The following is a 21,253-nucleotide window of genomic DNA, read 5'->3' as shown; positions in this document are numbered from 1 at the left end:
AACGCGGTGCGGCCTCCGGGCTGCTTACGCGGCCCAGGCCCAGCCGACATGTCCGTCCGGGCGCACCAGCAGGCCGCCCACGCCTTCGAAGTCCGCGCGTCCCAGGCGACCGCGCAGTGTCGTCACCTGGGAGGGCCAGCCGGGTTCCCAGCGGGGCAGGGGGCGTGCGTCGTCCTCGCCCAGACCCAGCAGCAACCACCGGCCCGGATGCAGCGCCGCGTAGAGCCGCGCGTCCGTGCCGAGCTCCACGTCGCTCAGGCGTCGGCCGCACCACTCGGACAGCAGCGGTGAGGGTGTCTGGGGCGCGGGCACATCCAGCGGCGCGTAGCCCACGTCGAGCGCGCCGATGTTGTCCGCGAGCTGGCGGTTCAGCCGGGGCTCACGGAGCAATCCGCTCAGCAACTCGCGCAGCGCCAGCGTCTCCCGCGTGGCGCCCATGAGGGCGGTCTGCGCCAGCGTGTTGTGGATCAGCGCTTCACCCACGGGACGACGCTCGCGCGAGTAGCTGTCGAGCAATGCCTCCGGCGCACCGTCCTTCACCACCGCCGCGAGCTTCCATCCCAGGTTCATCGCGTCCTGCAGGCCGACGTTGAGCCCCTGGCCTCCCGCCGGAAAGTGGATGTGCGCGGCGTCGCCCGCGAGCAGCACGCGTCCCTCGCGGTAGCGCTCCGCGAGCCGTGTCTCGTTGCCGAAGCGGGACAGCCACCGGGGATCGCGCATGCCGAAGTCAGAACCCGCGATGCGCAGCGTGCTCTCCCGCAGCTCCTCCAGCGTGACGGGTTCGCGCACCGGCGCCTTCTCCCGGAGCGGATCATTCACGACGATTCGGTGGATGCCCGGCGACATGGGCACCACCATCACGCCGCCGCGCTCGTTCGAGATGCCGAGGGCGGGCTGGGCCGGCGGCGCGCCCAACGTCACGTCGCCCAACACCGATGTGCGCGTCACGTCCGTCCCCGGGAACGGGATGCCCGAAAGCCTCCGTACCGCGCTCCGGGCTCCGTCCGCGCCCACCACGAAGCGCGCCCGGATGCGGAACGTGCCCGCGTCCGTGGATCCCTCCAGGTCCACGCCCTCGTCGTCCTGTCGCAGGGACTCCACCGTGTGGCCGCGCCGCACGGCCACGCCGAGCTCCCGCGCCCGTTCCTCCAGCAGGGCCTCCGTCACAGCCTGCGGAAGGAACAGCGTGTAGGGGAAGCGCGTGTCCAGGACGCTGAAGTCCAGGCGCGTGTCGAGCATCGCGAAGTGGCCGGTGGGCAGCGGCCGTCCCCGCTCCAGGAACCGGCCCTCCAGCCCTCGCAGGGCCAGCACCTCCAGCGAACGCGGATGCAGCGTCAGCGCCCGGGACTCGCGCACGGCCTCCACGCGCCGCTCGAACAGCTCCACCCGAACGCCCCCCAGCGCCAGCTCGCACGCGAGCCACAGCCCGGTGGGACCTCCCCCCACCACCGCCACATCAAGGACCTCCGCCATGACCGACCTCCCGCCCGAAGGCGTCAAACTAACGTTGTTAGGGATCGACTAACGGCGTTAGATTGTCAAGCCAGCGAGGGGCAGCGCGGGCATGCGAATCCAGCGGGAGCAGGTGGTGGCGGCGGCGTGGACGCTGCTGGACGATCACGGCCTGGAGGGCCTCACGATGCGCGTCCTGGCGAAGGCGCTCTCCATCCAGGCCCCGTCGCTGTACTGGCACTTCCCGGGCAAGCAGGCCCTGCTGGACGCGATGGCGGACACGCTGGTGCGGGACGTGGCGCGCACGCTGACGCCGGAGTCACCGTGGGAGCCGGTGGTGCGCACCGTGGCGGAGGAGCTGCGGCGCGCGTTCCTGGCCCACCGGGACGGCGCCCGGGTCTACGCAGGCACCATCGTGGTGTCCGAGCACACGCTGCGCGTCTCCGACACGGTCATCGGCGCGCTGACACGGGCGGGGTTCGACTCGCGAGCGGCGGGCTGGGCGGCCTTCACCGTGCTCGACTACGTGCTCGGCTTCACCATCGAGGAGCAGGGCTTCACCGCGCAGGACGCCGAAGCGAAGGAGCGGGAAGGGGCGCTGCGTCAGCTCGCCTCGGCGCGCTATCCGCACGCGGCCGGCGCGGTGGACGCCATCCTGGACCGCGACTTCGACCGCCGGTTCGCCTTCGGGCTGGACCTGCTCGTGGCGGGTATCCGCGCGCGGCTGTCCACGCCGTAGCGCGTCGCTGTCAGGTTCCCGCCGCGCCTTTCGTCCCGCTGCCCGGCACGCAGCGCACCCGCCGACACCGCCCCTACGTCCCGGCTGTCCGCGCCGGATGGCTCGGGCATCATGCCGCGCATTCCTCCCGCTCTGACGGGAGCCCACGAGGAGTCGCGCAGCGATGGACACGGGACTGCAGGGCAAGGGCGTGCTGGTGACGGGCGGCGCGGGCGGCATCGGCTCCGCGCTGGTGCGGGCGTTCGCGGGCGAGGGCTCGAAGGTCGCGGTGCACTACCACCGCAGCCAGGAGAAGGCGGCGGCACTGGCGCGAGAGGTGGGCGGCGCGGCCGTGCGCGCGGACCTCACGGTGGAGGCGGACGTGGACGCGCTGGTGCCCCAGGCGGTGAAGGACCTGGGCCGGCTGGACGTGCTGGTGTGCAACACCGGCGTCTATCCCGCACCCGATGAGCCGCTGTGGCAGATGTCGCTGGAGCGCTGGCGGCGCACGCTGGCGCAGAACCTGGACAGCGTGTTCTTGAGCTGCCGCGCGTTCCTGCGCCACGTGGAGACCACGGGCACGGGCACCATCGTCATCATCAGCTCCACGGCGGGCCTCTTCGGTGAGGCGGGCCACACGGACTACGCGGCGGCGAAGGGCGCGCTGGCGGCGGGCTTCGTGAAGAGCCTGAAGAACGAACTGCACCGCATCGCGCCCATGGGCCGCGTCAACGTGGTGTGCCCGGGCTGGACGGAAGTGGATCGCAACCGCGACAAGCTGGGTGACCCCAAATTCGTCGGCCGCGTCACGCGGACGATGCCGCTGCGCAAGGTGGGGCAGCCGGAGGACGTGGCGCGCGTCGTGGTGACGCTTGCGTCGGATCGCATCTCCGGACACGTGACGGGCGAGGTCGTCACCGTGGCCGGGGGCATGGAAGGACGGGTGCTGCATGAAGACTGACCTGGACGTGCGGACGTACAACCGCGAGGCGTGGAACGGCGAGGTGGGACGCGGAAACCGATGGACGCTGCCGGTGGATCCGGAGGTCATCGCCGCCGCGCGACGGGGCGACTGGAGCGTGGTGCTCACCCCGACGAAGCCCGTGCCTCGCGCGTGGTTCGGGGACCTGAAGGGCAAGGACGTGCTGGGCCTGGCGAGCGCGGGCGGCCAGCAGTGTCCGGTGCTCGCGGCGGCGGGCGCGAACGTCACCGTGTTCGACAACTCGCCCGCGCAGCTGGCGCAGGACCGCAAGGTGGCCGAGCGCGAGGGGCTGTCGCTCCAGTACGTGGAGGGTGACATGCGCGACCTGTCCGCGTTCGCCGACGGGAGCTTCGACCTCATCTTCCACCCGTGCTCCAACTGCTTCGCGGAGGAGATTCTGTCGGTGTGGCGCGAGGCCTTCCGCGTGCTGCGGCCGGGCGGCGTGCTCCTGTCGGGCATCTGCAACCCGGTGCGCTACCTCTTCGACCCGGTGGACGAGGAGAAGGGCGTGATGCGGCTCAAGTACACGATGCCGTACTCGGACTTCACCAGCCTCACCGTCGAGGAGCGCCGCCGCTACACCGACAAGGATGAGCCCATGGTCGTGGGCCATTCGCTGGAGGAGCAGCTGGGCGGACAGATGGAGGCGGGCTTCGTGCTCACGAACCTGTTCGAGGACAAGTACGAAGGGGGAAAGGACCTGCTCTCCACGTTCCTGCCCACCTTCATGGCCACGCGTGCCCTGAAGCCTGAATCGCGTTCGTGACACAGAAGGGCGTTGCACCTGGCCGCCGCGAAAGCCTACAGGTGAGATGTCCGGGTCCTCCCGGGCATCCCCCCATTCGTAGGAGTCGTCCATGAAGGTGTCGCTGCGTTTTTCCGCGGTCGTGATGCTGGGTGTTTCGCTGCTGGGCCTGGGCTGTGAGGGTGCGGACGCGAGGGACCCGCTGCAGGCCATCGAGGCGGGCGCGCAGGTGAAGGTGGAGCCCGCGCTGGCGGAGGTGAAGCAGGGTGCCGTGGGTGACACGCTGATGCGCTGCACGCAGCCGCAGGATGGCAGCTACCTGGAGGTGGTCCAGACCGCCACGGGCTACGAGGCGGCCACGGTGGTGGAGGCCTATGACCCCTGGGACTGCCGTTGCACGTATGAGCAGCGCACGGTGCTGGGTCAGTACACGCAGTGCCGCCGCTCCACGGTGGACCCGCGCATCATGAACTGCTACCGCGTCGAGCCCGGTGGCTCGATTGGCAAGGTGGTGCTGTCCACCACGCGCGTGCAGCGCACGCAGATGGTCATCGGCAGCACGCAGACCGTGTCGTACACGGACCTGAGCATCGCGGCCATCAACCAGGACCCGGGCCACACGCCTCGCCAGGACTTCACCTACGGCCTGGCGGACTGCCAGTAGCCGGCGGTTTTCCGGAGGCGATTTAACCTTCGGCGGGCTCCGGGGTTTTGAGTGTCAGAGCGCGACGGGAAGCAGGCTGCACGGCTGCTCCCGGAGCGTTTTGACCTGAACCCGGAGTCCACACACCATGTCGCTCAAGTCCATGCTTCGCGGTACCGCCGTCGCCACGCTGCTCCTCGCCGTGCCCGTGCTCGCCCAGACGGCCGCGCCGTCCGACTCCAACGCCGGCCAGTGCGAGGGCCGCCGGGGCAAGCACGGCGGCGGGGGCCACAAGTTCGGCCGCATGGATCACCGGCTGGACAAGCAGGTCGCCGAAGGGCGCCTGACGCAGGCCCAGGCGGACGGCTTCAAGGCGGAGGCCAAGCAGCTCCACGAGGAGATGAAGGCCGCGCGCGCCTCCAGCAACGGCCAGGTCGACGAGACCACGCGCTCGCAGTTCAAGGAGCGCCGCAAGGCGCTGAAGGAGAAGATCAAGGCGGCGCTGGCGCCCACGCAGCAGGGCGCCTGAGGTCCCACCGTGATTGGGGAACGTGACGCGAGGGCCCCGGCCGGCACAGACTGACCGGGCCCTTACGTCCGCGGGAGTCCCCATGCTTCGCAGTCTCCTCGTCGCCCTCGTCGCACTGACCGCCGGCTGTCGCGCGCACTCCAGCGCGCCCCAGGCGGAAGCGGCGCAGGCCCCGGTGGGCGCGCCGGACGCGGCGGAGTCACCGGTGGAGCTGGTGGCGGACAAGGAGCTCCAGCGCGTGCAGAAGCGCGCGCAGTACATCGTCGAATCGGAGAAGGGCACCACCAGCGCCACGGACCTGCTGCAGGCGCGTCCGGACGTGGACCGCTCGCGGGTGAACGGGGTCTTCACCGTGCCGCGCGGCAACGCCTGGTACTCCGTCTTCGGCCGCTTCAATCCGCAGGACGCGTTCGTTCCCGCGTACGCGTACCGCGCGCCCATCGAGTTCTCCGGCGAGATGGAGGACTTCCCCGTCGAGTCCCTGCCCGAAGGCATGGACGCCCTGGCCCGCGCAGCGAGCGCCGCCTGCGAGCGCGTCTACCAGGTGCACGGCCGCAAGCAGCTCAAGCCCGTCGTGCTGGAGGAGGACGACGGCATCACCGTCTACGTGCTCCAGGGCTTCGACGACTCGAACCTGTACCTGCTGGGCGGCGACTTCCGCTTCAAGTTCAGCAAGGACGGCCGTCAGAAGCTCCAGGAGCTGCCCCTGCACCAGGGGCTCATCCCCGTGTCGGTCGCGCCGGACGCGGACGGCGAGCGGCCCCAGTTCTCCGCGCACGCGCACGTGCTCTTCCCGGGGCCGCTGGAGACGGAGCTCGCGCTGGTGATGCTCCATCCCGCGCTGGGCGGCCTCTTCGTGGGCGTGGAGGACCAGGACCGCGTCTACGCACTGTCGCCGGATGGCACCATCCGCGAGGTGCGCCTGAGCCGCGAGGAGGTCCTGCGTGAGCTGCGGCCGGACGGCACCTTCGCACCGCCCGAGGAGCTGAACGTCGCACCGGAGCCCGGCGCGGACGTGGTGCTCTGAACAGCTCCTGGCTCCGCAGTGTTGAGCTTCGTTCACGTCCTTCCCGGCGGTCCGTCATGGCCAGGGGGCGGAGTGCTTGAGTTCGCGCCCTCACGACAGGAGAACACGGATGGCCTTGCAGAACGACTACCAGGACGTGCTGGACGTGGCGAAGAACGTGGGCGCGAAGGTCGAAGCGCGCGAGGAGAACGGCAAGCTCATCATCAAGGGCACCGTCGACCACGCCTTCGACCGCGATCGCATGTGGGATCAGATCAAGGCGAAGCACCCGAAGTGGAACGATGAAATCATGGTCATGCTCACCGTGACCCACGAGGAGCCCTACGGCGTGCACACCGTGAAGTCCGGCGACACGCTCAGCAAGCTGGCCAAGGACATCTACGGGGACATGAAGCTGTACACGAAGATCTTCGAGGCCAACAAGGATCAGCTCAAGGACCCGGACCACATCAAGGTGGGCCAGGTCCTCAAGCTGCCGCCGAAGACCATCGCCAACCGCGCCTGAGTCTCAGCGCTCCCGCTTGCCGGTGGACCGCTGCTTCGCGGCCCGCCGGCCTGGTGGCTCAAGGGCAGTACGGGCACTCCACCGTCGCTTCGAGCGAGTCGTAGACGAGGCAGTTCTGGTCCGCGGCGCTGTCGTTCTTCTGCTGGCAGCGGTAGTTCCACACGGAAGCGCACTGCGTGTAGACCTGCGCGTCGCCGGTGGGGCCCTGGTAGGTGGACGTGCAGGTGCCGCCCGAGCTTCCACCCGACACGGTGCAGCTGTTGGGGTCGGTGTTGCTCGTGCACTTGAGGCTGGAGCAGTTGGTGCCGCTGCCCATCCACTTGCCCGAACAGCTGGAGGCCGAGGTGCGCTGATCACAGAGCACACGGTTCAGGTTCGAATCGTAGTAGGCGCACGCGCCGTTGCCGCTGCCGCCACCGCCGCCGCCGCCACCACCGCCGGAAGGCGTTCCCCAGCTCCAGTCGGGCGTCCTCGGCTCGGAGAAGCTGTTCAGCGACACCTCGCCGTCAGAGAAGCCCACGTCCTCGCACGAGTCGCCGTCGAAGTAGCCGCAGTAGTCCCAGCCGTCGCACCAGAAGTCGCGGCACTCGTCTTCGGTGTCCTCATTGCAGAAATAGATGGACGAGCCATGGACGCAGGCGCCCTGAGTGGGGAAGCACCCGGGCATCACGAGGCCCACGGCGAGGAACAGGAGGACAGCGGACACAACGCCCGTGAGCGGACGAGGAGATGGGGTCATGCCGCCGGAATGTAGCGTCAATTGGATGCGGGATTCAGCAGCCGCGATGCCACCGGAGGACTAGATGCCCCGCAGGCGCGCGGCCCATGCCAGGTACGCGCCGCGCGGATCCACGAGCGGATCCCGGAAGAGGGCGCGGATGTCGGCGATGTCCACCTGACCGGCGTCGAAGGCCCGGTAGAGGCTGTCCCCCAGGAGGTAGCCGAGCGCGTGGCTGACGCCGTGGAACAGGCGGTCGCGGCGCAGGGGGAGGAGCTTCACGGCCTCGTCGGGGGCCTCGGACTCCGTGGCCTTGTGGGCGAGGACGAAGGCGGCGATCTGCCGCTCCAGGCCCCGGGCCTCGCCGAAGCGCTTCGCCCACTCCGTGACGTTGGGGCAGGTGCGGCGCGGGTTGATCAGCTTGGAGCCGAAGAAGCCCAGGGCCTCTTCCAGACAGCGTGCGTAGAAGGCCTCGGACGCGCCGCGCGGGGCGTCCATGGCGTCGCCCACGGCGCAGTGGCGCACGAAGTGGGCGGCCTCCTCCGCGGCGTGGTTCAGGGACAATGACGCGAGGTAGGCCGTGCGCGCGCGCGGGATGTAGCCGCTCTCGCGCGACAGGATGTGCTTGCGCAGCTGGGACAGCTCCGCCTGCGTGAAGCGGCCGCGCCGACGGATGCGGGCGAGCACGTCGCCATCCGCCGCCGTCGTCACCTCCACCGAGTCCAGTTCGCGCCCGACGGACACGCCCGCGAGCCCACCGATGAGCTCCGCCATGTCCCGGAAGCGCTCCGCGGCGCTGCGGTCCAACAGGGGCGCGTCGTCGCCTTCGGCCTCCAGGTAGTCCAGGAAGCTCTGCTGGCAGAGGACGGGCGAAGCGTTCATCAGGCACAGCGCGCCGTCCGCCAGCTCCACGGCCTCCGCGCTGCCCAGCCGGCCTTCGCGCGCGAGGCGCCACCAGAGGCCTTCGGCGTTCTGGTACACGACGAGGCCGCGGCGCGGATGGGTGTCTCCCAACGCGCGCTCCACCTGCGCGGGCAGGTGGCAGGGCGCTGCATGGAACTGGCCCACCAGCACCATCACCAGCGGGACGTCCTCCGCGCGGGCCACGCGGGCGATGCGCTCCGCGGCGAAGGCGTCGCGCAGCGCGAGCGAACGCTCTCCCTGGGCCCGCCGGTCGATGGCGGCCACCTGGAGCTTGAGGCGCTTCGCGAAGGCCAGCACGGCGCGGATGCCGGCGCCGGGACCGAAGCCCGGGGTGGGACCATGGCCCAGCCGGGACATCAGGGTGCGCTCGGGCAGGCGTCCCGCGAGGTACGCGTCGAGCGCGGCCTGATGACGGCCCTCCACGCACTCGAGCGCCAGCACGACGCGGCGGCCGGAGGCGAGGGCGCGTTCGGCGAGGTCCAGGTAGGTCTGCTGGGCGAGCGGCAGCGTGTGGTAGTCGCCGACGTAGACGAGGTCCGACGCCGCGATGCGCTGGTGCACGTGGGTCAGGGAGACCACGCTCTGGTAGGTGCTCGTGCGCCGGCGGTACCGGGCCTCGTAGGCGCGGAAGGCTTCGGTGCGGCCTTCGACCACCCGGGCGATCTGGGCGCGTTGGCGGCGGAAGAGGGCGAGGTGAAGGGCAAGCGACGCGCGCATGGAGCGACAGGCACCGTCGCATGCGCTCGCGGGGGCGGCAAAAAATCGGCGGGACGCGGGAAGGTGGCTTGCTTGACTCGCATGGCCCTGCAACGGACCATCGCCGTCAATCTTGCAGACCGTTCTTCCTCGCACGCTCATCCTCTGTGCCGTGGTGTTCGCCGCGGCCCCCGTCCACGCGCAAGAGGCCGCGCTGCTGCACGCATCGCCGCCGCGCTCCGAGGCCCGACAGCCCCTCCAGCTGGATGCGACGCTGGTGGATGGCGCCAAGGTGCTGGAGCTCTTCGTCCGCTATCGCGGCCCGGGCGAGCCGTACGTCCAGGTCTCCATGGAGCGGCAGTACGGAGACCTGTACCGCGCGGTGATTCCCGCCGAGCACATGGTGCCACCCGGAGTGGAGTACTTCGTCGAAGCGGCGATGGTGAATGGGGAGCGCGCGCCGCTCTTCATGTCCGCGCTCCGGCCCGCGAGGGTGATGGTGGGGACGCAGACCGCTGAGCCCCCGCCGGTCCGCGCGCCGCCGGTCCGCAAGGGGACCCGTGACGCACCGAGGTCCACGCCCGACATCGATGCCTTCGCGCCGCCGTCGGGGGCAGGGGAGGACGATGACTCGGGGAGCGCTCCGACTCCGCCTCCTCCCGCGGGTCGTCCGGATGGAACGGGCGCACGCACGGGGACCACCGATTCGCGGACTTCGAATCGAACGGACAGCGTGGACTCCCGTCCGGGAGCTTCCGACCCGCGAGCATCGAGCACTCCCAGCGGTACGGATCCACGTGCCTCAAGCCGCACGGGCGGTGCGGACCCGCGTGCTTCGAACCGCACGGACGCGTCCGATCCACGCGCTTCGAGCCGCACGGACGGCACGGATTCGCGAGCCCCAAGCCGCACGGACGGCACGGATTCGCGCACGGCCCGAACGGACGGTTCGCGCGCGCCGACCCGAACGGACACGGCCGACCCTCGCGCTTCGGCTCGCGCGAGCGGTACGGACTCGCGGGCTCCCGGCCGTGCTGACGGAAGCAACGCGCGCGCTTCCAGCTCCGACGACGCCATGGCCGCGCTCAACGCGGACCTTCCTCCGGAGCCTCGCGCTTCCTCCTCCCCCAGCGCCATGGACGACGACCTGGCGCTCTACAGCGCGGAGGACGTGCTCGCGGTGACGACCCTCCAGGAGGCGTCTGTCCGCACCGTGCCGGCCATCGGTGCCTCCTTCAACCGCGCGCAGATGATTGCCCTGGGTGCCCGCACGGTGGCGGACGTGCTGGACGTGGTGCCCGGCGTGTCCGTCAGCCGCGACGTGCAGGGCTTCCACCGCACCGCCATCCGGGGCCTGCGCAACGACGCGGAGGTGCTCTTCCTCCTCGACGGCCACCGCCTCAACAACTTCTTCGACGGCAAGGCGCTCATGAACCTGCCGGTGGAGAACCTGGAGCGCATCGAGGTCATCCGCGGCCCCGGCTCCGCCGTCTACGGCGCGGGCGCGTTCCAGGGCGTCGTCAACCTCGTCACCAACCACGCCGACGGCGTCCGCGGCGCCATCACCACCGGCGGTGTTCCTCGCGACGACGGCCGCCTGGCGCTCGCCACCGACGGCCATCTGTCCGCCGCGCACACCACCGGTGACCTGCGCCTGTTCGCGGACCTGGACCTCTGGACGCAGGAAGGCGACTCGCTGGTCATCGACCACGACGCGCTCGATGACGAGTCCGTGGCTCAGGGCCTTCGCGACGTGGACCAGCCCGCGGGCCGCACCCGTGACGGCCGCTTCCTCCTCAACGCGGGCGGAGGCGTGTCCTACGGTCTGGACAGCGCCGGCCGCGTGGGCATCACCGCGCGCTACCTCTCCGAGAAGCGCGATGCGCTCGTCGGCCTGTTCGACACCGTGGGCAACGACTCCCAGCTGTCCTGGGACGTGCTCCTCGCGGACCTCACCTGGGAGCGGCCCCTCTCCGACGGCGGCCAGGTGCGCGCCCGGCTGGGCTTCGATCAGCAGTCCACCGACCGCATGTTCCAGCTCACGCCCTTGGAGTTCCGCACCGGTGACGGCGCGGACCGCCTCTTCCCCGAGGGACTCCAGGAGCAGACGCAGGTCACCGTGCGCACCGTGACGGCCTCCGTGGACGCGGACCTCGCGCTGACGAAGGAGAACCACCTCACCCTGGGCTTCGTCGCCGAACAGCAGTCGCTGTCCCAGTACGACTACACCACGAACTACACGCTCGACGGCCGCCTGCGCCCCAGCCCCGCCGCCCCTGAAGGGCTGGTGGACCTCACGAAGGGCGCGGCCTCCCGCCGCCTCAACCTGGGCCTCTCCGCGCAGGACCAGTGGACCGTGCTCTCCGCGCTCACGCTCACCTTCGGTCTGCGCCTGGACGCCATCCAGCTTCCCGACGCGGAGGCGTCAGGAACGCTCGACGCCAGCAAGATGGTGGTGCGGGTCAACCCGCGCGTGGGCCTGGTCATCGCCGCGTCGGACGCGCTGGTGCTCAAGGCGCTGTACGGCCGAGCCTTCCGCGCCCCCACGCCCCAGGAGCTGGTCGAGCGCATCCCCGACACCGACTACAACCAGGGCCGCTTCGAGGGAAACCCGCTCCTGAAGCCCACCACCGTGGACACCTTCGAGCTGGGCATGGACCTGGTCCAGGCCGCGGGCGACACCCGCGTGCGCGTGCGCGCCAACGCCTTCCTGCAGAACTTCGCCTCGCCCATCACCCCGGTGGACACCAGCGGCAACATCGTCCCCCTGCGCAACCGCGAGCTGGGCGTGCGCGTGTACGGCGTGGAGGCGGAGGCCCGCCTGGAGGCGTCCAAGCGCGCCGCCGCGTGGGTCAACGCCAGCCTGTCCCGCGCGCAGGACCTGGAGGTGCCGGAGCAGGCCCGGCTGCTCACGGACGTGCCCCAGGCGCGCTTCAACGCGGGCGTGTCCATGCCCCTGGGGGACTGGGTGAACCTGGACGTGGTGGTGCGCTCCGGCGCCGAGCGGCGCAACAACAACCGCTCCACGCTGGAGCTCATCCGCCGCTATGAGATTCCCGCGTACAGCCTCATCACCGCGCAGCTGCGCACCGAGCCCATCTGGGAGCACTTCGAGGTGACGCTCTACGCACAGAACCTCTTCGACCACGACCTGCGCGACGACGTGCCCCGGCCGGACCGCGTCACCGGCCTGCTGCCGCGCGAGGGCGTGTCCGGCTACCTCACCCTGAGGGCCTTCTACTGATGGACCGCCGCCACCTCACCGCCGCGCTCGCGGCACTCACGCTCTTGCCCGGGTGCCTCGCGTACAACGACTCCTGCACCCCGCTGGTGGACGACCCCGACGCCGTCGTGGGCTACCTGGGCGAGGAGGTCCAGCTGGGCTCCGCCTTCACCCGCCACGACAACAACGCGCTGGGGCAGCTGGCCGCGGACGCGTTCCTCCACGCGGAGGATGGCGCCTCGAAGGCCACGGAGCTGGGCATCATCAACGGCGGCTCGCTGCGCGACGAGGGCCTGTGCGTCACCCGCACGTCCCTGCGCACGGGGCCGCTCACCGACGGCGTCCTGCACGAGGTCATCCTCTTCGAAAACCTCGTCGTGACGGTGGACCTCACGGAGAAGCAGCTCGTGGACCTCTTCGAGCACTCCGTGGAGACGCTGGCCGTGGAGGGGCAGGCCATCGTGTCTCCGTCCGGCGCGTTCCTCCACGTGTCCGACGGCACCAGCATGCGCGTGGACTGCGCGCGTGCGGCGGGCCAGCGCGTGACGGAGCTGCGCGTGCGCGGCCGCGCCGTGTCCATCCCCGCGCGCGACGACGCGTCCATCCGCTACCGGGTGGCGATGTCCACGTTCCTGCTGTCAGGAGGGGACGGCTACGGCGGCATCCTGGGCAACGCGGGTCAGGACCCGGACCGCAACCCGGTGACCGCGCGCAAGCTGGGCGGCACGGACGCCAACATCGCGGCGGCGTACATGAAGAGCACGTACCCCAGCCCGGTCCAGGCGCTGAAGGAAGCCCCGCGCATCGTCTTCGCTAACTGTGCCCGGCCCTCCCGGCCCGCCCCGCGCTGACGTCTCGCGCGGTGTCGGACTTACGGGGGCCGGGGTGGATGGAGCCCTACGGCTTCGAGGGCTCGTCCGAGGATGCCGGGGCGCTGGACGTCACCACCGCGGGAGCGGAGGTGGCTGTCTGCGCCGCGGCGGCCACCGGCCGTGGAGGCAGGGGGCCCAGCACGTCGTTGACCGAGGGCATGCGGCGGATGTCAGCGCGGGCGACCTTCCATGCCTGCTGGACGATCCACGACAGGGAACGATCCTGCCGCGTTGCCTCACGCTGGATCTCTTCCAGCATGTCCTCGGGAAAGTAGAGGGATTGCTTGCGGTGATCCGTGGTGGCCATTGCCCTGCCTTACGGCCTTTCTTCGCGCGGGTCCGTGCGCTCGTCGCCCGTGACGTCATTCACGGCAGGGAACGACTTGATGCGGTCGCGGGCGATCTTCCAGGCCTGCTGCACCACCCAAGAGAGAGAACGGTCCTGCCGGTTCGCTTCCTCCTGGATCTCCTTCAGCATCTCCTCGGGGAAGTACAGCGACTGCTTGCGCTTGTCGGTGCCTGCCATGCCTGGGTCTCCGGGGCGGATTCGAGGTGACGACCTGAACACACCGGAGCGGTTATCCGACAGACGCCCTGAAGGGTCAACGGTTTCGGAGCACTCAAGCGTGCGCCCGAGGGCTGAACGCTCCACTTCCGACAAAGAGTGCCCCGGTCAAAAAAGTGAAACGCCCCGGCCTCCACAGGGGAGACCGGGGCGCTTCGGAAAGAGGGACCGCAGGGAGCGAATCTCCGAGCGGCCCCGTGGACCCAGAGGGGGAGGGGGGGGACCCCTAGGTCCAACGTCATGAAGTCCAGAACGTCCGACCAACAACCGCGAAGCGCCGTTCTATTTCCGCCCCGCGTCCTTCCGTTGTGGGAATCATGGAATGCATCCCCACGCCTTCCGTCACCGCGAATCTGTAACCCGGTCATCTGACACTCCATTCCGAACGCTGGCGCCATGCCTCGCGCGTCTCCTGAAAGCTCCTCGCTGCCCGGCAGGCTCGCCCGCTCGTATGCCGAGCACGGCGCCCGTTCGCGCTCGGTGCTGCTGGCCGTCTCCGGAGGCGCGGACTCCACCGCGCTCCTCGTCGGAACGGCGCGCGTGCGCGAGGCGCTGGCGCTGCACGTGGAGGTGGCGACAGTGGACCACGGTCTCCGGGCGGAGGCCGCTGAGGAGGTGACCTCCGTCGTAGGTCTGGCCGAGCGCCTGGGGCTGACCTGCCACGTCCGGCGGCTCGCGCTGTCGCCCGGGGCGGGGCTGGAGGCGCGGGCGCGCGCGGGGAGGTACGCGACCCTGGAGGTCCTGCGACAGGAGCGCGGCCTGGACTTCGTGGCCACCGGCCACACGCTCAATGACCAGGCGGAGACGCTGCTGATGCGCCTGTCCCGGGGAACGGCGCTCCGGGGCGCACGCTCCATCCACGCCCGTGCTGCCACGCTCCTCCGCCCGTTGCTCGCGTGCTCGCGCGAGGACGTGCTCGCCTTCCTGACCACCGAGGAGGTGGGGTTCGTGGTGGATCCGATGAACGCGGACCCGTCCTTCTTCCGCACGCGTGTGCGCCAGGACGTGCTGCCCGCGCTGAACCGCGCGGCGGGTTTCAGCACCGTGGAGCACCTGGCCACCTTCGCGCGGCTCGCCTCCGAGGACGAAGCCCTGCTCGATGGGCTGGCGGACGCGGCGTGGGAGCGGCTGGCGCTGCCCGGGGGCGGCCTGGACGCCGTGGGGCTTCGCGCGCTGGAGCCTCCGCTGTGGCGCCGCGTGCTCGCACGGCTGCTGGGCACGGCGGGCGCCCGGGTGGACCACGCAACGCTGGAGCGCGCGCGGGAGGTGGTGGCGCGCGGGGGTGTCATTCCTCTGAGCGACGGCTTCCTCCTGAAGGCCACCGGCGGGCGGGTGCGGTGTGTGGGACCTGGAGGGGAATCACCGCCCGCGCCGTTGGTGCTCGCGGGGCCGGGGGCCCAGGGGGACTTCGGCGCGTGGCGCTTCCAGGTGGCCGCGGAAGGATTTCCGCCCCCAGGCGTGTTGGCCTTGATGTTGGAGGAGGGGACGGCGTGGCCACTCACGGTGCGTTCGAGAAAGCAGGGCGACCGCGTCCGGACGCGTGCGGGCCACCGCAAGGTGCAGGACGTGATGGTGGATGCCCGCGTTCCTTCGGAGGCGCGCGACGCGCAGCCGGTGGTGGTGGACGCGCGCGGGGAACCGCTGTGGCTTCCCGGCGTCCTGCCGCGCTTCGTCGAACCGGGTGCGGCTTCGCGCGAGGTGGCTTCCCGACACTCGCTGTGGGCCTTTCCTCCGCTCACGAGCGAACGGAAGACCCCTCCGTTATAGAGTCGAAGCTTCGAAACGGGGGGATGGTCGCGGTCCCCTAAATAGTTGAGGGCTTTTTGCTGTTGCTGATACGGTCCGTCGCTGGCCTGCACACGGGCGGGCGCCGGGCACATGACGAACTTCGCCAGGGTTCCTCCTGGCACGGCCCTCATCCCGCCGAGTACCGAAAGGGCAGCTGAAACGTGCGTTCGACCTACAAGACCATCGGGCTCTGGGTCATCCTGATCGTCCTCTTCGTCGCCTTCTACAATTTCTTCTCGCAAGGCAACGAGCAGGTGCAGGAACCGACCTTCACCCAGCTTCTGACCAAGGTGGAGGAGAAGAAGGTCCGTGCCGTCTCCGTCAAGGGCAATACCTACTCCGGTACGTTCAGCGACTCGAACGACAAGTTCCGGACGACGGGGCCCCCGCCGGACGTGGCCGTGCTCAACCAGCTCCGCGCCTCCGGCGTGGACGTGAAGTACGAGCGCGAGGAGCAGAACAGCCTCTGGCTGACCATCCTCGGGCAGTGGATGCCCGTCGTCTTCCTGTTCCTGTTCTTCATCTTCTTCATGCGCCAGCTCCAGGGCGGCAGCGGCAAGGCGATGACGTTCGGGAAGTCGAAGGCGAAGCTCCTCAGCGAAAGCCACAACAAGGTCACGTTCGCGGACGTGGCCGGCGTGGACGAGTGCAAGGAGGAGCTGGAGGAGATCGTCGCCTTCCTCAAGGACCCCAAGAAGTTCACCAAGCTGGGCGGCCGCATCCCCAAGGGCGTCCTGATGATGGGCCCTCCGGGTACGGGCAAGACGCTGCTCGCCCGCGCGGTGGCCGGTGAAGCGGGCGTCCCGTTCTTCTCCATCTCCGGCTCGGACTTCGTGGAGATGTTCGTGGGCGTCGGCGCCAGCCGCGTGCGCGACCTCTTCGAGCAGGGCAAGAAGAACGCCCCCTGCATCATCTTCATCGACGAAATCGACGCCGTGGGCCGCCACCGTGGCGCGGGCCTGGGCGGCGGTCACGACGAGCGTGAGCAGACGCTCAACCAGCTGCTGGTGGAGATGGACGGCTTCGAGTCCAACGACGGCGTCATCCTCATCGCCGCCACCAACCGTCCGGACGTGTTGGACCCGGCGCTCCAGCGCCCGGGCCGCTTCGACCGCCGCATCATCGTTCCCCGTCCGGACCTCAAGGGCCGCCTGGGCGTGCTGAAGGTGCACACCCGCCGCGTGCCGCTGGCCCCGGAGGTGGAGCTGGAGGTCATCGCCCGCGGAACGCCCGGCATGACGGGCGCGGACCTGGAGAACCTGGTCAACGAGTCGGCCCTGATGGCCGCGCGCCAGAACAAGGAGCGCGTGGACCTGGCGGACTTCGAGCAGGCGAAGGACAAGGTCTTCATGGGCCCGGAGCGCCGGTCCATGATCATGACCGACAAGGAGAAGCGGAACACGGCCGTCCACGAGGCCGGTCACGCGCTCCTCGCCAAGCTGCTGCCCGGCTGCGACCCGCTGCACAAGGTCACCATCATCCCGCGCGGTCAGGCCCTGGGCGTCACCTGGAGCCTGCCCACCGAGGACAAGGTGAACGGCTACCGCAAGCAGATCCTCGACCAGATCACCATGGCCATGGGTGGCCGCATCGCCGAAGAGCTCATGTTCAACGAGATGAGCAGCGGCGCGGCGAACGACATCGAGCGGGCGACGGAGACGGCGCGCGCCATGGTGTGCCGCTGGGGCATGAGCGAGAAGATGGGCCCGCTGGCGTTCGGCAAGAGCGACGGTGAGGTCTTCCTGGGCCGCGACTTCAACTCGTCCAAGGACTACTCCGAGGACACCGCCCGGCAGATCGACATGGAGGTCCGCAGCATCGTCGTGGGCTGCTACACGACGGGCAAGCAGCTGCTCACGGACAAGCTGGACGTGCTCCAGCGCGTGTCCGACGCCCTGGTGGAGTACGAGACGCTCGACGCCGAGGACGTGAACATCATCCTCCAGGGTGGCCAGCTCACCCGTGAGCGCCCGGCGCCGCGCGTGAGCTCCTCGCCGAAGCCGACGGAGAAGAAGGACAAGCGGAAGATCCTCGACGCGCTCGAGGGCCTGCCCAACATGGAGCCGAAGAAGGCGTAACGCCTCTCAAGGCTTCCTCCTGAAGTGACGAAGGCCCTTCCCGCGTATCGGGGAGGGCCTTCTGCTTTTCGCCGTGACGCCCTGCGCGTTCCAGTCGTCCTCACTTCCCTGGACCCGGCGAAGCGGCGACACTGATTCACCGCCGTCCTCACGCTTTGAAGGGGTCCTGACCGTGCTGCGCGCACGCCTCATCTCCCGCGACCGCCCCGACGACCTGTCGCTGGTCCTCCGCCGCCTGAACCTGTCGCCCCGCAACCGCGAGCACCTGGCGCGCGAGCTGGGCTACGCGCACGTGCTCGTCACCGGGGGCCGTCCCTCCTACGAGGAGGAGCTGGTGCCGCCGTACGGCTCCAAGGAGCGGGAGAAGCTGCCCACCTGGACGCCGGGCGGACACGTGGACCACCCCGGCGAGGTGCTCCTATCCGGCAGCCGCCAGCAGTTCGACCGGCTGATCTCGCTCGCCCGCAAGTCCCCTCGCACGGACGGCCTGGCGCGGGCCCTGGAGGAGGCGCTGTCCCCCGCGCCCATGCCGGCGCTGACCTTGAGCGGGCGGCGGTTCGAGTGGGGCACGCGCACGTACCTCATGGGCGTGGTGAACGTGACGCCGGACAGCTTCTCCGACGGCGGCAGTTTCCCGGACGCGGCCAGCGCCGTGGAGCACGCCATGAAGCTGGTGGACGCGGGCGCGGACATCCTGGACGTGGGCGGCGAGTCCACCCGGCCGGGCTCGCTCCCGGTGTCCGCGGACGAGGAGCTCTCGCGCATCCTCCAGGTGGTGGAGGGCATCAAGCGCCGCTCCACCGTGCCCATCTCCGTGGACACCACGAAGGCGGCGGTGGCGAAGGAGGCGCTCAAGGCCGGCGCCCACCTCATCAACGACGTCACCGGCTTCCACTCGGAGCCGGCGTTGGCCGGCGTGGTGGCCGCCGCGGGCGCGGCGTGTTGCCTCATGCACACCCAGGGCATGCCGAAGACGATGCAGCAGGACCCTCGTTACCAGGACGTCGTGGGCGAGGTGATGGACTACCTGGAGGAGGGGATGTTCCAGGCCACCGAGGCGGGCATCCCTCGCGAGCGCATCCTCCTGGACCCAGGCATCGGGTTCGGCAAGACGCTGGAGCACAACCTCTTCCTCCTGCGCCGTCTGGAGGAGCTGCGGGGGCTGGGGCAGCCCCTGCTGGTGGGCACCAGCCGCAAGTCCTTCCTCGGGAAGCTGACGGGCGGCAAGGGCCCCCAGGAGCGCCTGGCGGCCACCCTGGGCTCCGTGGCGGCCATGGCCGTCCTGGGCGGCGCGGACGTGGTGCGGGTGCACGACGTGGGCGAGGCGCGGGACGCGCTGGCGGTGGCGGACGCCATCCGGCGGGCTCGGGGTGGCGGCGACCTGTACGGCGGCTGACGGGGGCAAGCCCCAACGTCGTAAACAGGCCAGGTCCGCACGCCTGGGCGCTTGCCTGGGTGACACCGCATCCCTAGCTTCGGGCCCACGTGCCGGACGGGGTATAAGCCCCGGACGCGAGTGGCCGGAGCCCTTCCGGCAATGGGAAAGGTGGAGCGGCACACATGGCGTACAGGATGGACATGCCCCCCAAGGAAGCTCAGAAGACGGAGCGGCTGTTCGGCACGGACGGCGTTCGTGGCGTGGCCAACGTCTATCCAATGACGGCCGAGGTCGCGATGAAGCTCGGCCGCGCCCTGGCGTACCTCATCCGCAGCGGTCCGCACCGCCACCGGGTCATCGTGGGCAAGGACACGCGCCTCTCCGGCTACATGCTGGAGCAGGCCCTGTCCGCCGGCCTCATCTCCATGGGCGTCGACGTGGAGCAGGTGGGCCCGCTGCCCACGCCTGGCATCTCCAACCTCACCACGTCCATGCGCGCGGACGCGGGCGCCGTCATCTCGGCGTCCCACAACCCGTACCAGGACAACGGCATCAAGTTCTTCTGGCGCGACGGCTTCAAGCTGCCGGACGAGACGGAAGCCAAGATTGAAGAGCTGGTCTCCAGCGGCGAAATCGACAACATCCGCCCCACGGCGACCAAGATTGGCCGGGCCATCCGCCTGGACGACGCGCGCGGCCGCTACATCGTCTACCTGAAGGCCACGTTCCCCCGCGAGCTGACGCTGGAGGGGATGACCATCGTGGTGGACTGCGCCAACGGCGCGGCGTACCGCACGGCGCCCGCGGTGCTGGAGGAGCTGGGCGCGAAGGTCATCGCGCTGGGCGTGTCCCCGGATGGCAAGAACATCAACCACAAGTGCGGCGCGCTCCACCCGGAGGGCCTGGCCAAGGCGGTGGTGAAGCACGGCGCCCACCTGGGCGTCGCGCTGGACGGCGACGCGGACCGCCTCATCGTCGTGGACGAGAAGGGCAACGTCGTGGACGGCGATGCCATCATGGCCATCTGCACGGGTGAGCTCGTCGCGCGCAAGGAGCTGAAGAAGAAGACGCTCGTCTCCACGGTGATGAGCAACATCGGCCTGGAGCGCGCGGTGTCCCAGTGGGGCGTGAAGGTGGTCCGCACGCGCGTGGGCGACCGGCACGTCGTGGACGAGATGCGCCGCAATGGCTACAGCCTGGGCGGCGAGCAGAGCGGCCACCTCATCTTCCTGAACCACACCACCACGGGCGATGGCACGCTCGCGGCGCTGCAGCTGCTGGCCGTGATGTGCCGCCAGCAGAAGCCGCTGTCGGAGCTGGCCTCCATCTTCCAGCCGGTGCCGCAGACGCTGCTCAACGTCGTGGTGAAGCAGAAGCGCGAGCTGGGTGAGCTGCCCACGGTGATGAAGGCCATCAAGAACGTGGAGCAGAAGCTGGGCAACAACGGCCGCGTGCTGGTGCGCTTCTCCGGCACGGAGCCCAAGGCCCGCGTGCTGATTGAAGGCGAGGACGCGGCGCGCAACGAGGCGTACGCCCGCGAAATCGTCGAGGCGCTCTCCAAGGCGCTCAACGGTTAGCGACAGCGGTTGACTTCCGGACGCCGGCCACGAATAGAGGGGCCGGCGCGGGCCCGGGTCCCTGGACAATCCCGCACCGCGCCAGCGCAAGGAGCGGGACGATGGGACAGCGACTGGGTGTCAACGTGGATCACGTGGCGACGCTGCGGCAGGCGCGGCGCACCGTGTATCCGGATCCGGTGACGGCCGCGGCGATGGCGGAGCTGGCCGGCGCCCGGCAGATCACCATCCACCTGCGCGAGGACCGGCGCCACATCCAGGACAGGGATCTGCGCATCCTCCGTGAGACGGTGCAGACGCTCCTGAACCTGGAGATGGCCGCCACCGCGGAGATGGTGAAGATCGCCTACGAGTACAAGCCGGACGTGGTGACGCTCGTCCCCGAGCGGCGCGAGGAGCTCACCACCGAGGGCGGCCTGGAAGTGGCCGGCCAGCGCGAGTCCATCGCGAAGATCATCAAGAACCTCAAGGACGGGGAGATCGCCGTCTCGCTGTTCATCGATCCGGACCTGGACCAGGTGCGCGCGTCGCACAAGGTGAACGCGGACCGGATCGAGCTGCACACGGGCCGCTACTGCGAGGCGCGCAACGAGAAGGAGCGCGCGCGGGAGCTGGCGCGCATCGTGGACGCGGCCAAGGCGAGCGCCAAGCTGGGCATGGGCGTGGCCGCCGGGCACGGGCTCAACTACGACAACGTGCAGGCCATCGCTCGCATCCAGGAGATCGACGAGCTGAACATCGGGCACGCCATCGTGGCGCGCGCGGTGCTGGTGGGCTTCGAGCGCGCGGTGCGTGAGATGCTCGAACTGATGCGCGACCCGGGGTAGGCCCGC

19 protein-coding genes are annotated in these 21,253 nt (G+C 70.0%); 14 read left to right on the top strand and 5 right to left on the bottom strand.

The genetic code is table 11. The features are described 5' to 3' along the window. Positions 1-24: 24 nt before the first annotated feature. The gene (locus tag D7V77_RS00870) at positions 25-1,473 is read right to left on the bottom strand and encodes an FAD-dependent monooxygenase (protein WP_120574360.1); all 1,449 of its coding nucleotides are present in this window, start codon (positions 1,471-1,473) and stop codon (positions 25-27) included. Positions 1,474-1,564: 91 nt separating this feature from the next. On the opposite strand from D7V77_RS00870, the gene D7V77_RS00865 reads away from it, so the two are divergent. The 7 genes from D7V77_RS00865 to D7V77_RS00835 all read left to right on the top strand — a co-directional run bounded on the left by D7V77_RS00865 (position 1,565) and on the right by D7V77_RS00835 (position 6,601). Next, positions 1,565-2,191: a TetR/AcrR family transcriptional regulator C-terminal domain-containing protein gene (locus tag D7V77_RS00865; protein ID WP_120574359.1), complete on the top strand. Its 627-nt coding sequence runs from the start codon at positions 1,565-1,567 to the stop codon at positions 2,189-2,191. A gap of 163 nt (positions 2,192-2,354) precedes the next feature. After that, the gene (locus tag D7V77_RS00860; RefSeq protein ID WP_120574358.1) at positions 2,355-3,131 is read left to right on the top strand and encodes an SDR family NAD(P)-dependent oxidoreductase; all 777 of its coding nucleotides are present in this window, start codon (positions 2,355-2,357) and stop codon (positions 3,129-3,131) included. Beyond that, complete coding sequence (locus D7V77_RS00855; protein WP_120574357.1) at positions 3,121-3,918, top strand: class I SAM-dependent methyltransferase; 798 nt, start codon at positions 3,121-3,123, stop codon at positions 3,916-3,918. Before D7V77_RS00860 ends, D7V77_RS00855 begins: the two co-directional genes overlap by 11 nt. 91 nt (positions 3,919-4,009) lie before the next feature. Further along, a complete protein-coding gene (locus D7V77_RS00850) occupies positions 4,010-4,561 on the top strand; it encodes a hypothetical protein (protein WP_120574356.1) in 552 nt (183 codons plus the stop codon). Between the two features lie 127 nt (positions 4,562-4,688). Then, complete coding sequence (locus tag D7V77_RS00845; RefSeq protein WP_120574355.1) at positions 4,689-5,069, top strand: hypothetical protein; 381 nt, start codon at positions 4,689-4,691, stop codon at positions 5,067-5,069. Between the two features lie 82 nt (positions 5,070-5,151). Then, the gene (locus D7V77_RS00840; protein ID WP_120574354.1) at positions 5,152-6,096 is read left to right on the top strand and encodes a hypothetical protein; all 945 of its coding nucleotides are present in this window, start codon (positions 5,152-5,154) and stop codon (positions 6,094-6,096) included. A gap of 109 nt (positions 6,097-6,205) precedes the next feature. Beyond that, positions 6,206-6,601, top strand: a complete 396-nt coding sequence (locus D7V77_RS00835; protein ID WP_120574353.1) for a LysM peptidoglycan-binding domain-containing protein — start codon at positions 6,206-6,208, stop codon at positions 6,599-6,601. 58 nt (positions 6,602-6,659) lie between these two features. Here the strand turns inward: D7V77_RS00835 and D7V77_RS00830 are convergent, their stop codons facing one another. Further along, the gene (locus tag D7V77_RS00830) at positions 6,660-7,340 is read right to left on the bottom strand and encodes a hypothetical protein (RefSeq protein WP_126933596.1); all 681 of its coding nucleotides are present in this window, start codon (positions 7,338-7,340) and stop codon (positions 6,660-6,662) included. Between the two features lie 60 nt (positions 7,341-7,400). Beyond that, on the bottom strand, positions 7,401-8,960 hold the full coding sequence (locus tag D7V77_RS00825; protein WP_120574351.1) for a ChaN family lipoprotein: 1,560 nt from the start codon (positions 8,958-8,960) through the stop codon (positions 7,401-7,403). A gap of 112 nt (positions 8,961-9,072) precedes the next feature. On the opposite strand from D7V77_RS00825, the gene D7V77_RS00820 reads away from it, so the two are divergent. Continuing rightward, positions 9,073-12,183 (top strand): TonB-dependent siderophore receptor, encoded by a 3,111-nt coding sequence (locus tag D7V77_RS00820; protein ID WP_120574350.1) that lies wholly within the window; start codon positions 9,073-9,075, stop codon positions 12,181-12,183. Then, a complete protein-coding gene (locus tag D7V77_RS00815; RefSeq protein WP_120574349.1) occupies positions 12,183-13,013 on the top strand; it encodes a 5'-nucleotidase C-terminal domain-containing protein in 831 nt (276 codons plus the stop codon). The genes D7V77_RS00820 and D7V77_RS00815 overlap by 1 nt, the downstream gene beginning before the upstream one ends. Positions 13,014-13,059: 46 nt before the next feature. On the opposite strand, the gene D7V77_RS00810 is transcribed toward D7V77_RS00815, so the two are convergent. After that, entirely contained in the window at positions 13,060-13,341 is a 282-nt protein-coding gene (locus D7V77_RS00810) for a TIGR04563 family protein (protein WP_014396355.1), read from the bottom strand. Positions 13,342-13,350: 9 nt separating this feature from the next. Then, positions 13,351-13,560 carry a TIGR04563 family protein gene (locus D7V77_RS00805; protein WP_014396356.1) on the bottom strand — a complete coding sequence of 70 codons (210 nt, stop codon included), beginning with the start codon at positions 13,558-13,560 and terminating at the stop codon, positions 13,351-13,353. Between the two features lie 435 nt (positions 13,561-13,995). Here D7V77_RS00805 and tilS point away from each other — a divergent pair, with 435 nt between their 5' ends. The 5 genes from tilS to D7V77_RS00780 all read left to right on the top strand — a co-directional run bounded on the left by tilS (position 13,996) and on the right by D7V77_RS00780 (position 21,247). Continuing rightward, a complete protein-coding gene (tilS, locus tag D7V77_RS00800) occupies positions 13,996-15,366 on the top strand; it encodes a tRNA lysidine(34) synthetase TilS (RefSeq protein WP_120574348.1) in 1,371 nt (456 codons plus the stop codon). Positions 15,367-15,548: 182 nt separating this feature from the next. Further along, positions 15,549-17,465, top strand: coding sequence for an ATP-dependent zinc metalloprotease FtsH (gene ftsH / locus D7V77_RS00795; RefSeq protein ID WP_120574347.1), 1,917 nt, complete (start codon positions 15,549-15,551; stop codon positions 17,463-17,465). A gap of 172 nt (positions 17,466-17,637) precedes the next feature. Continuing rightward, positions 17,638-18,861 carry a dihydropteroate synthase gene (gene folP / locus D7V77_RS00790; protein ID WP_120574346.1) on the top strand — a complete coding sequence of 408 codons (1,224 nt, stop codon included), beginning with the start codon at positions 17,638-17,640 and terminating at the stop codon, positions 18,859-18,861. Between the two features lie 164 nt (positions 18,862-19,025). Further along, the gene (glmM, locus tag D7V77_RS00785) at positions 19,026-20,420 is read left to right on the top strand and encodes a phosphoglucosamine mutase (RefSeq protein ID WP_120574345.1); all 1,395 of its coding nucleotides are present in this window, start codon (positions 19,026-19,028) and stop codon (positions 20,418-20,420) included. Positions 20,421-20,521: 101 nt separating this feature from the next. After that, positions 20,522-21,247: a pyridoxine 5'-phosphate synthase gene (locus tag D7V77_RS00780; RefSeq protein WP_120550607.1), complete on the top strand. Its 726-nt coding sequence runs from the start codon at positions 20,522-20,524 to the stop codon at positions 21,245-21,247. The last annotated feature ends 6 nt before the right edge of the window (positions 21,248-21,253 follow it).

Origin of the sequence: Corallococcus sp. CA041A, assembly GCF_003612075.1 — a bacterium.
In the GTDB taxonomy this organism is placed as follows: Bacteria; Myxococcota; Myxococcia; order Myxococcales; family Myxococcaceae; genus Corallococcus; species Corallococcus exiguus.
The sequence above is the reverse complement of the archived record's forward strand: the minus strand, read 5'-3'. Positions and strand labels throughout refer to the sequence as shown.

Bases quoted from the DNA above. Each gene is read 5' to 3' on its own strand.
- D7V77_RS00830 (WP_126933596.1), bottom strand. From the start codon at position 7,340: ATGACCCCATCTCCTCGTCCGCTCACGGGCGTTGTGTCCGCTGTCCTC.
- D7V77_RS00805 (WP_014396356.1), bottom strand. From the start codon at position 13,560: ATGGCAGGCACCGACAAGCGCAAGCAGTCGCTGTACTTCCCCGAGGAG.
- D7V77_RS00860 (WP_120574358.1), top strand. From the start codon at position 2,355: ATGGACACGGGACTGCAGGGCAAGGGCGTGCTGGTGACGGGCGGCGCG.
- D7V77_RS00825 (WP_120574351.1), bottom strand. From the start codon at position 8,960: ATGCGCGCGTCGCTTGCCCTTCACCTCGCCCTCTTCCGCCGCCAACGC.
- D7V77_RS00845 (WP_120574355.1), top strand. From the start codon at position 4,689: ATGTCGCTCAAGTCCATGCTTCGCGGTACCGCCGTCGCCACGCTGCTC.
- D7V77_RS00855 (WP_120574357.1), top strand. From the start codon at position 3,121: ATGAAGACTGACCTGGACGTGCGGACGTACAACCGCGAGGCGTGGAAC.
- D7V77_RS00840 (WP_120574354.1), top strand. From the start codon at position 5,152: ATGCTTCGCAGTCTCCTCGTCGCCCTCGTCGCACTGACCGCCGGCTGT.
- D7V77_RS00815 (WP_120574349.1), top strand. From the start codon at position 12,183: ATGGACCGCCGCCACCTCACCGCCGCGCTCGCGGCACTCACGCTCTTG.
- glmM (WP_120574345.1), top strand. From the start codon at position 19,026: ATGGCGTACAGGATGGACATGCCCCCCAAGGAAGCTCAGAAGACGGAG.
- D7V77_RS00835 (WP_120574353.1), top strand. From the start codon at position 6,206: ATGGCCTTGCAGAACGACTACCAGGACGTGCTGGACGTGGCGAAGAAC.
- D7V77_RS00870 (WP_120574360.1), bottom strand. From the start codon at position 1,473: ATGGCGGAGGTCCTTGATGTGGCGGTGGTGGGGGGAGGTCCCACCGGG.
- D7V77_RS00810 (WP_014396355.1), bottom strand. From the start codon at position 13,341: ATGGCCACCACGGATCACCGCAAGCAATCCCTCTACTTTCCCGAGGAC.
- tilS (WP_120574348.1), top strand. From the start codon at position 13,996: ATGCCTCGCGCGTCTCCTGAAAGCTCCTCGCTGCCCGGCAGGCTCGCC.
- D7V77_RS00865 (WP_120574359.1), top strand. From the start codon at position 1,565: ATGCGAATCCAGCGGGAGCAGGTGGTGGCGGCGGCGTGGACGCTGCTG.
- D7V77_RS00850 (WP_120574356.1), top strand. From the start codon at position 4,010: ATGAAGGTGTCGCTGCGTTTTTCCGCGGTCGTGATGCTGGGTGTTTCG.
- D7V77_RS00780 (WP_120550607.1), top strand. From the start codon at position 20,522: ATGGGACAGCGACTGGGTGTCAACGTGGATCACGTGGCGACGCTGCGG.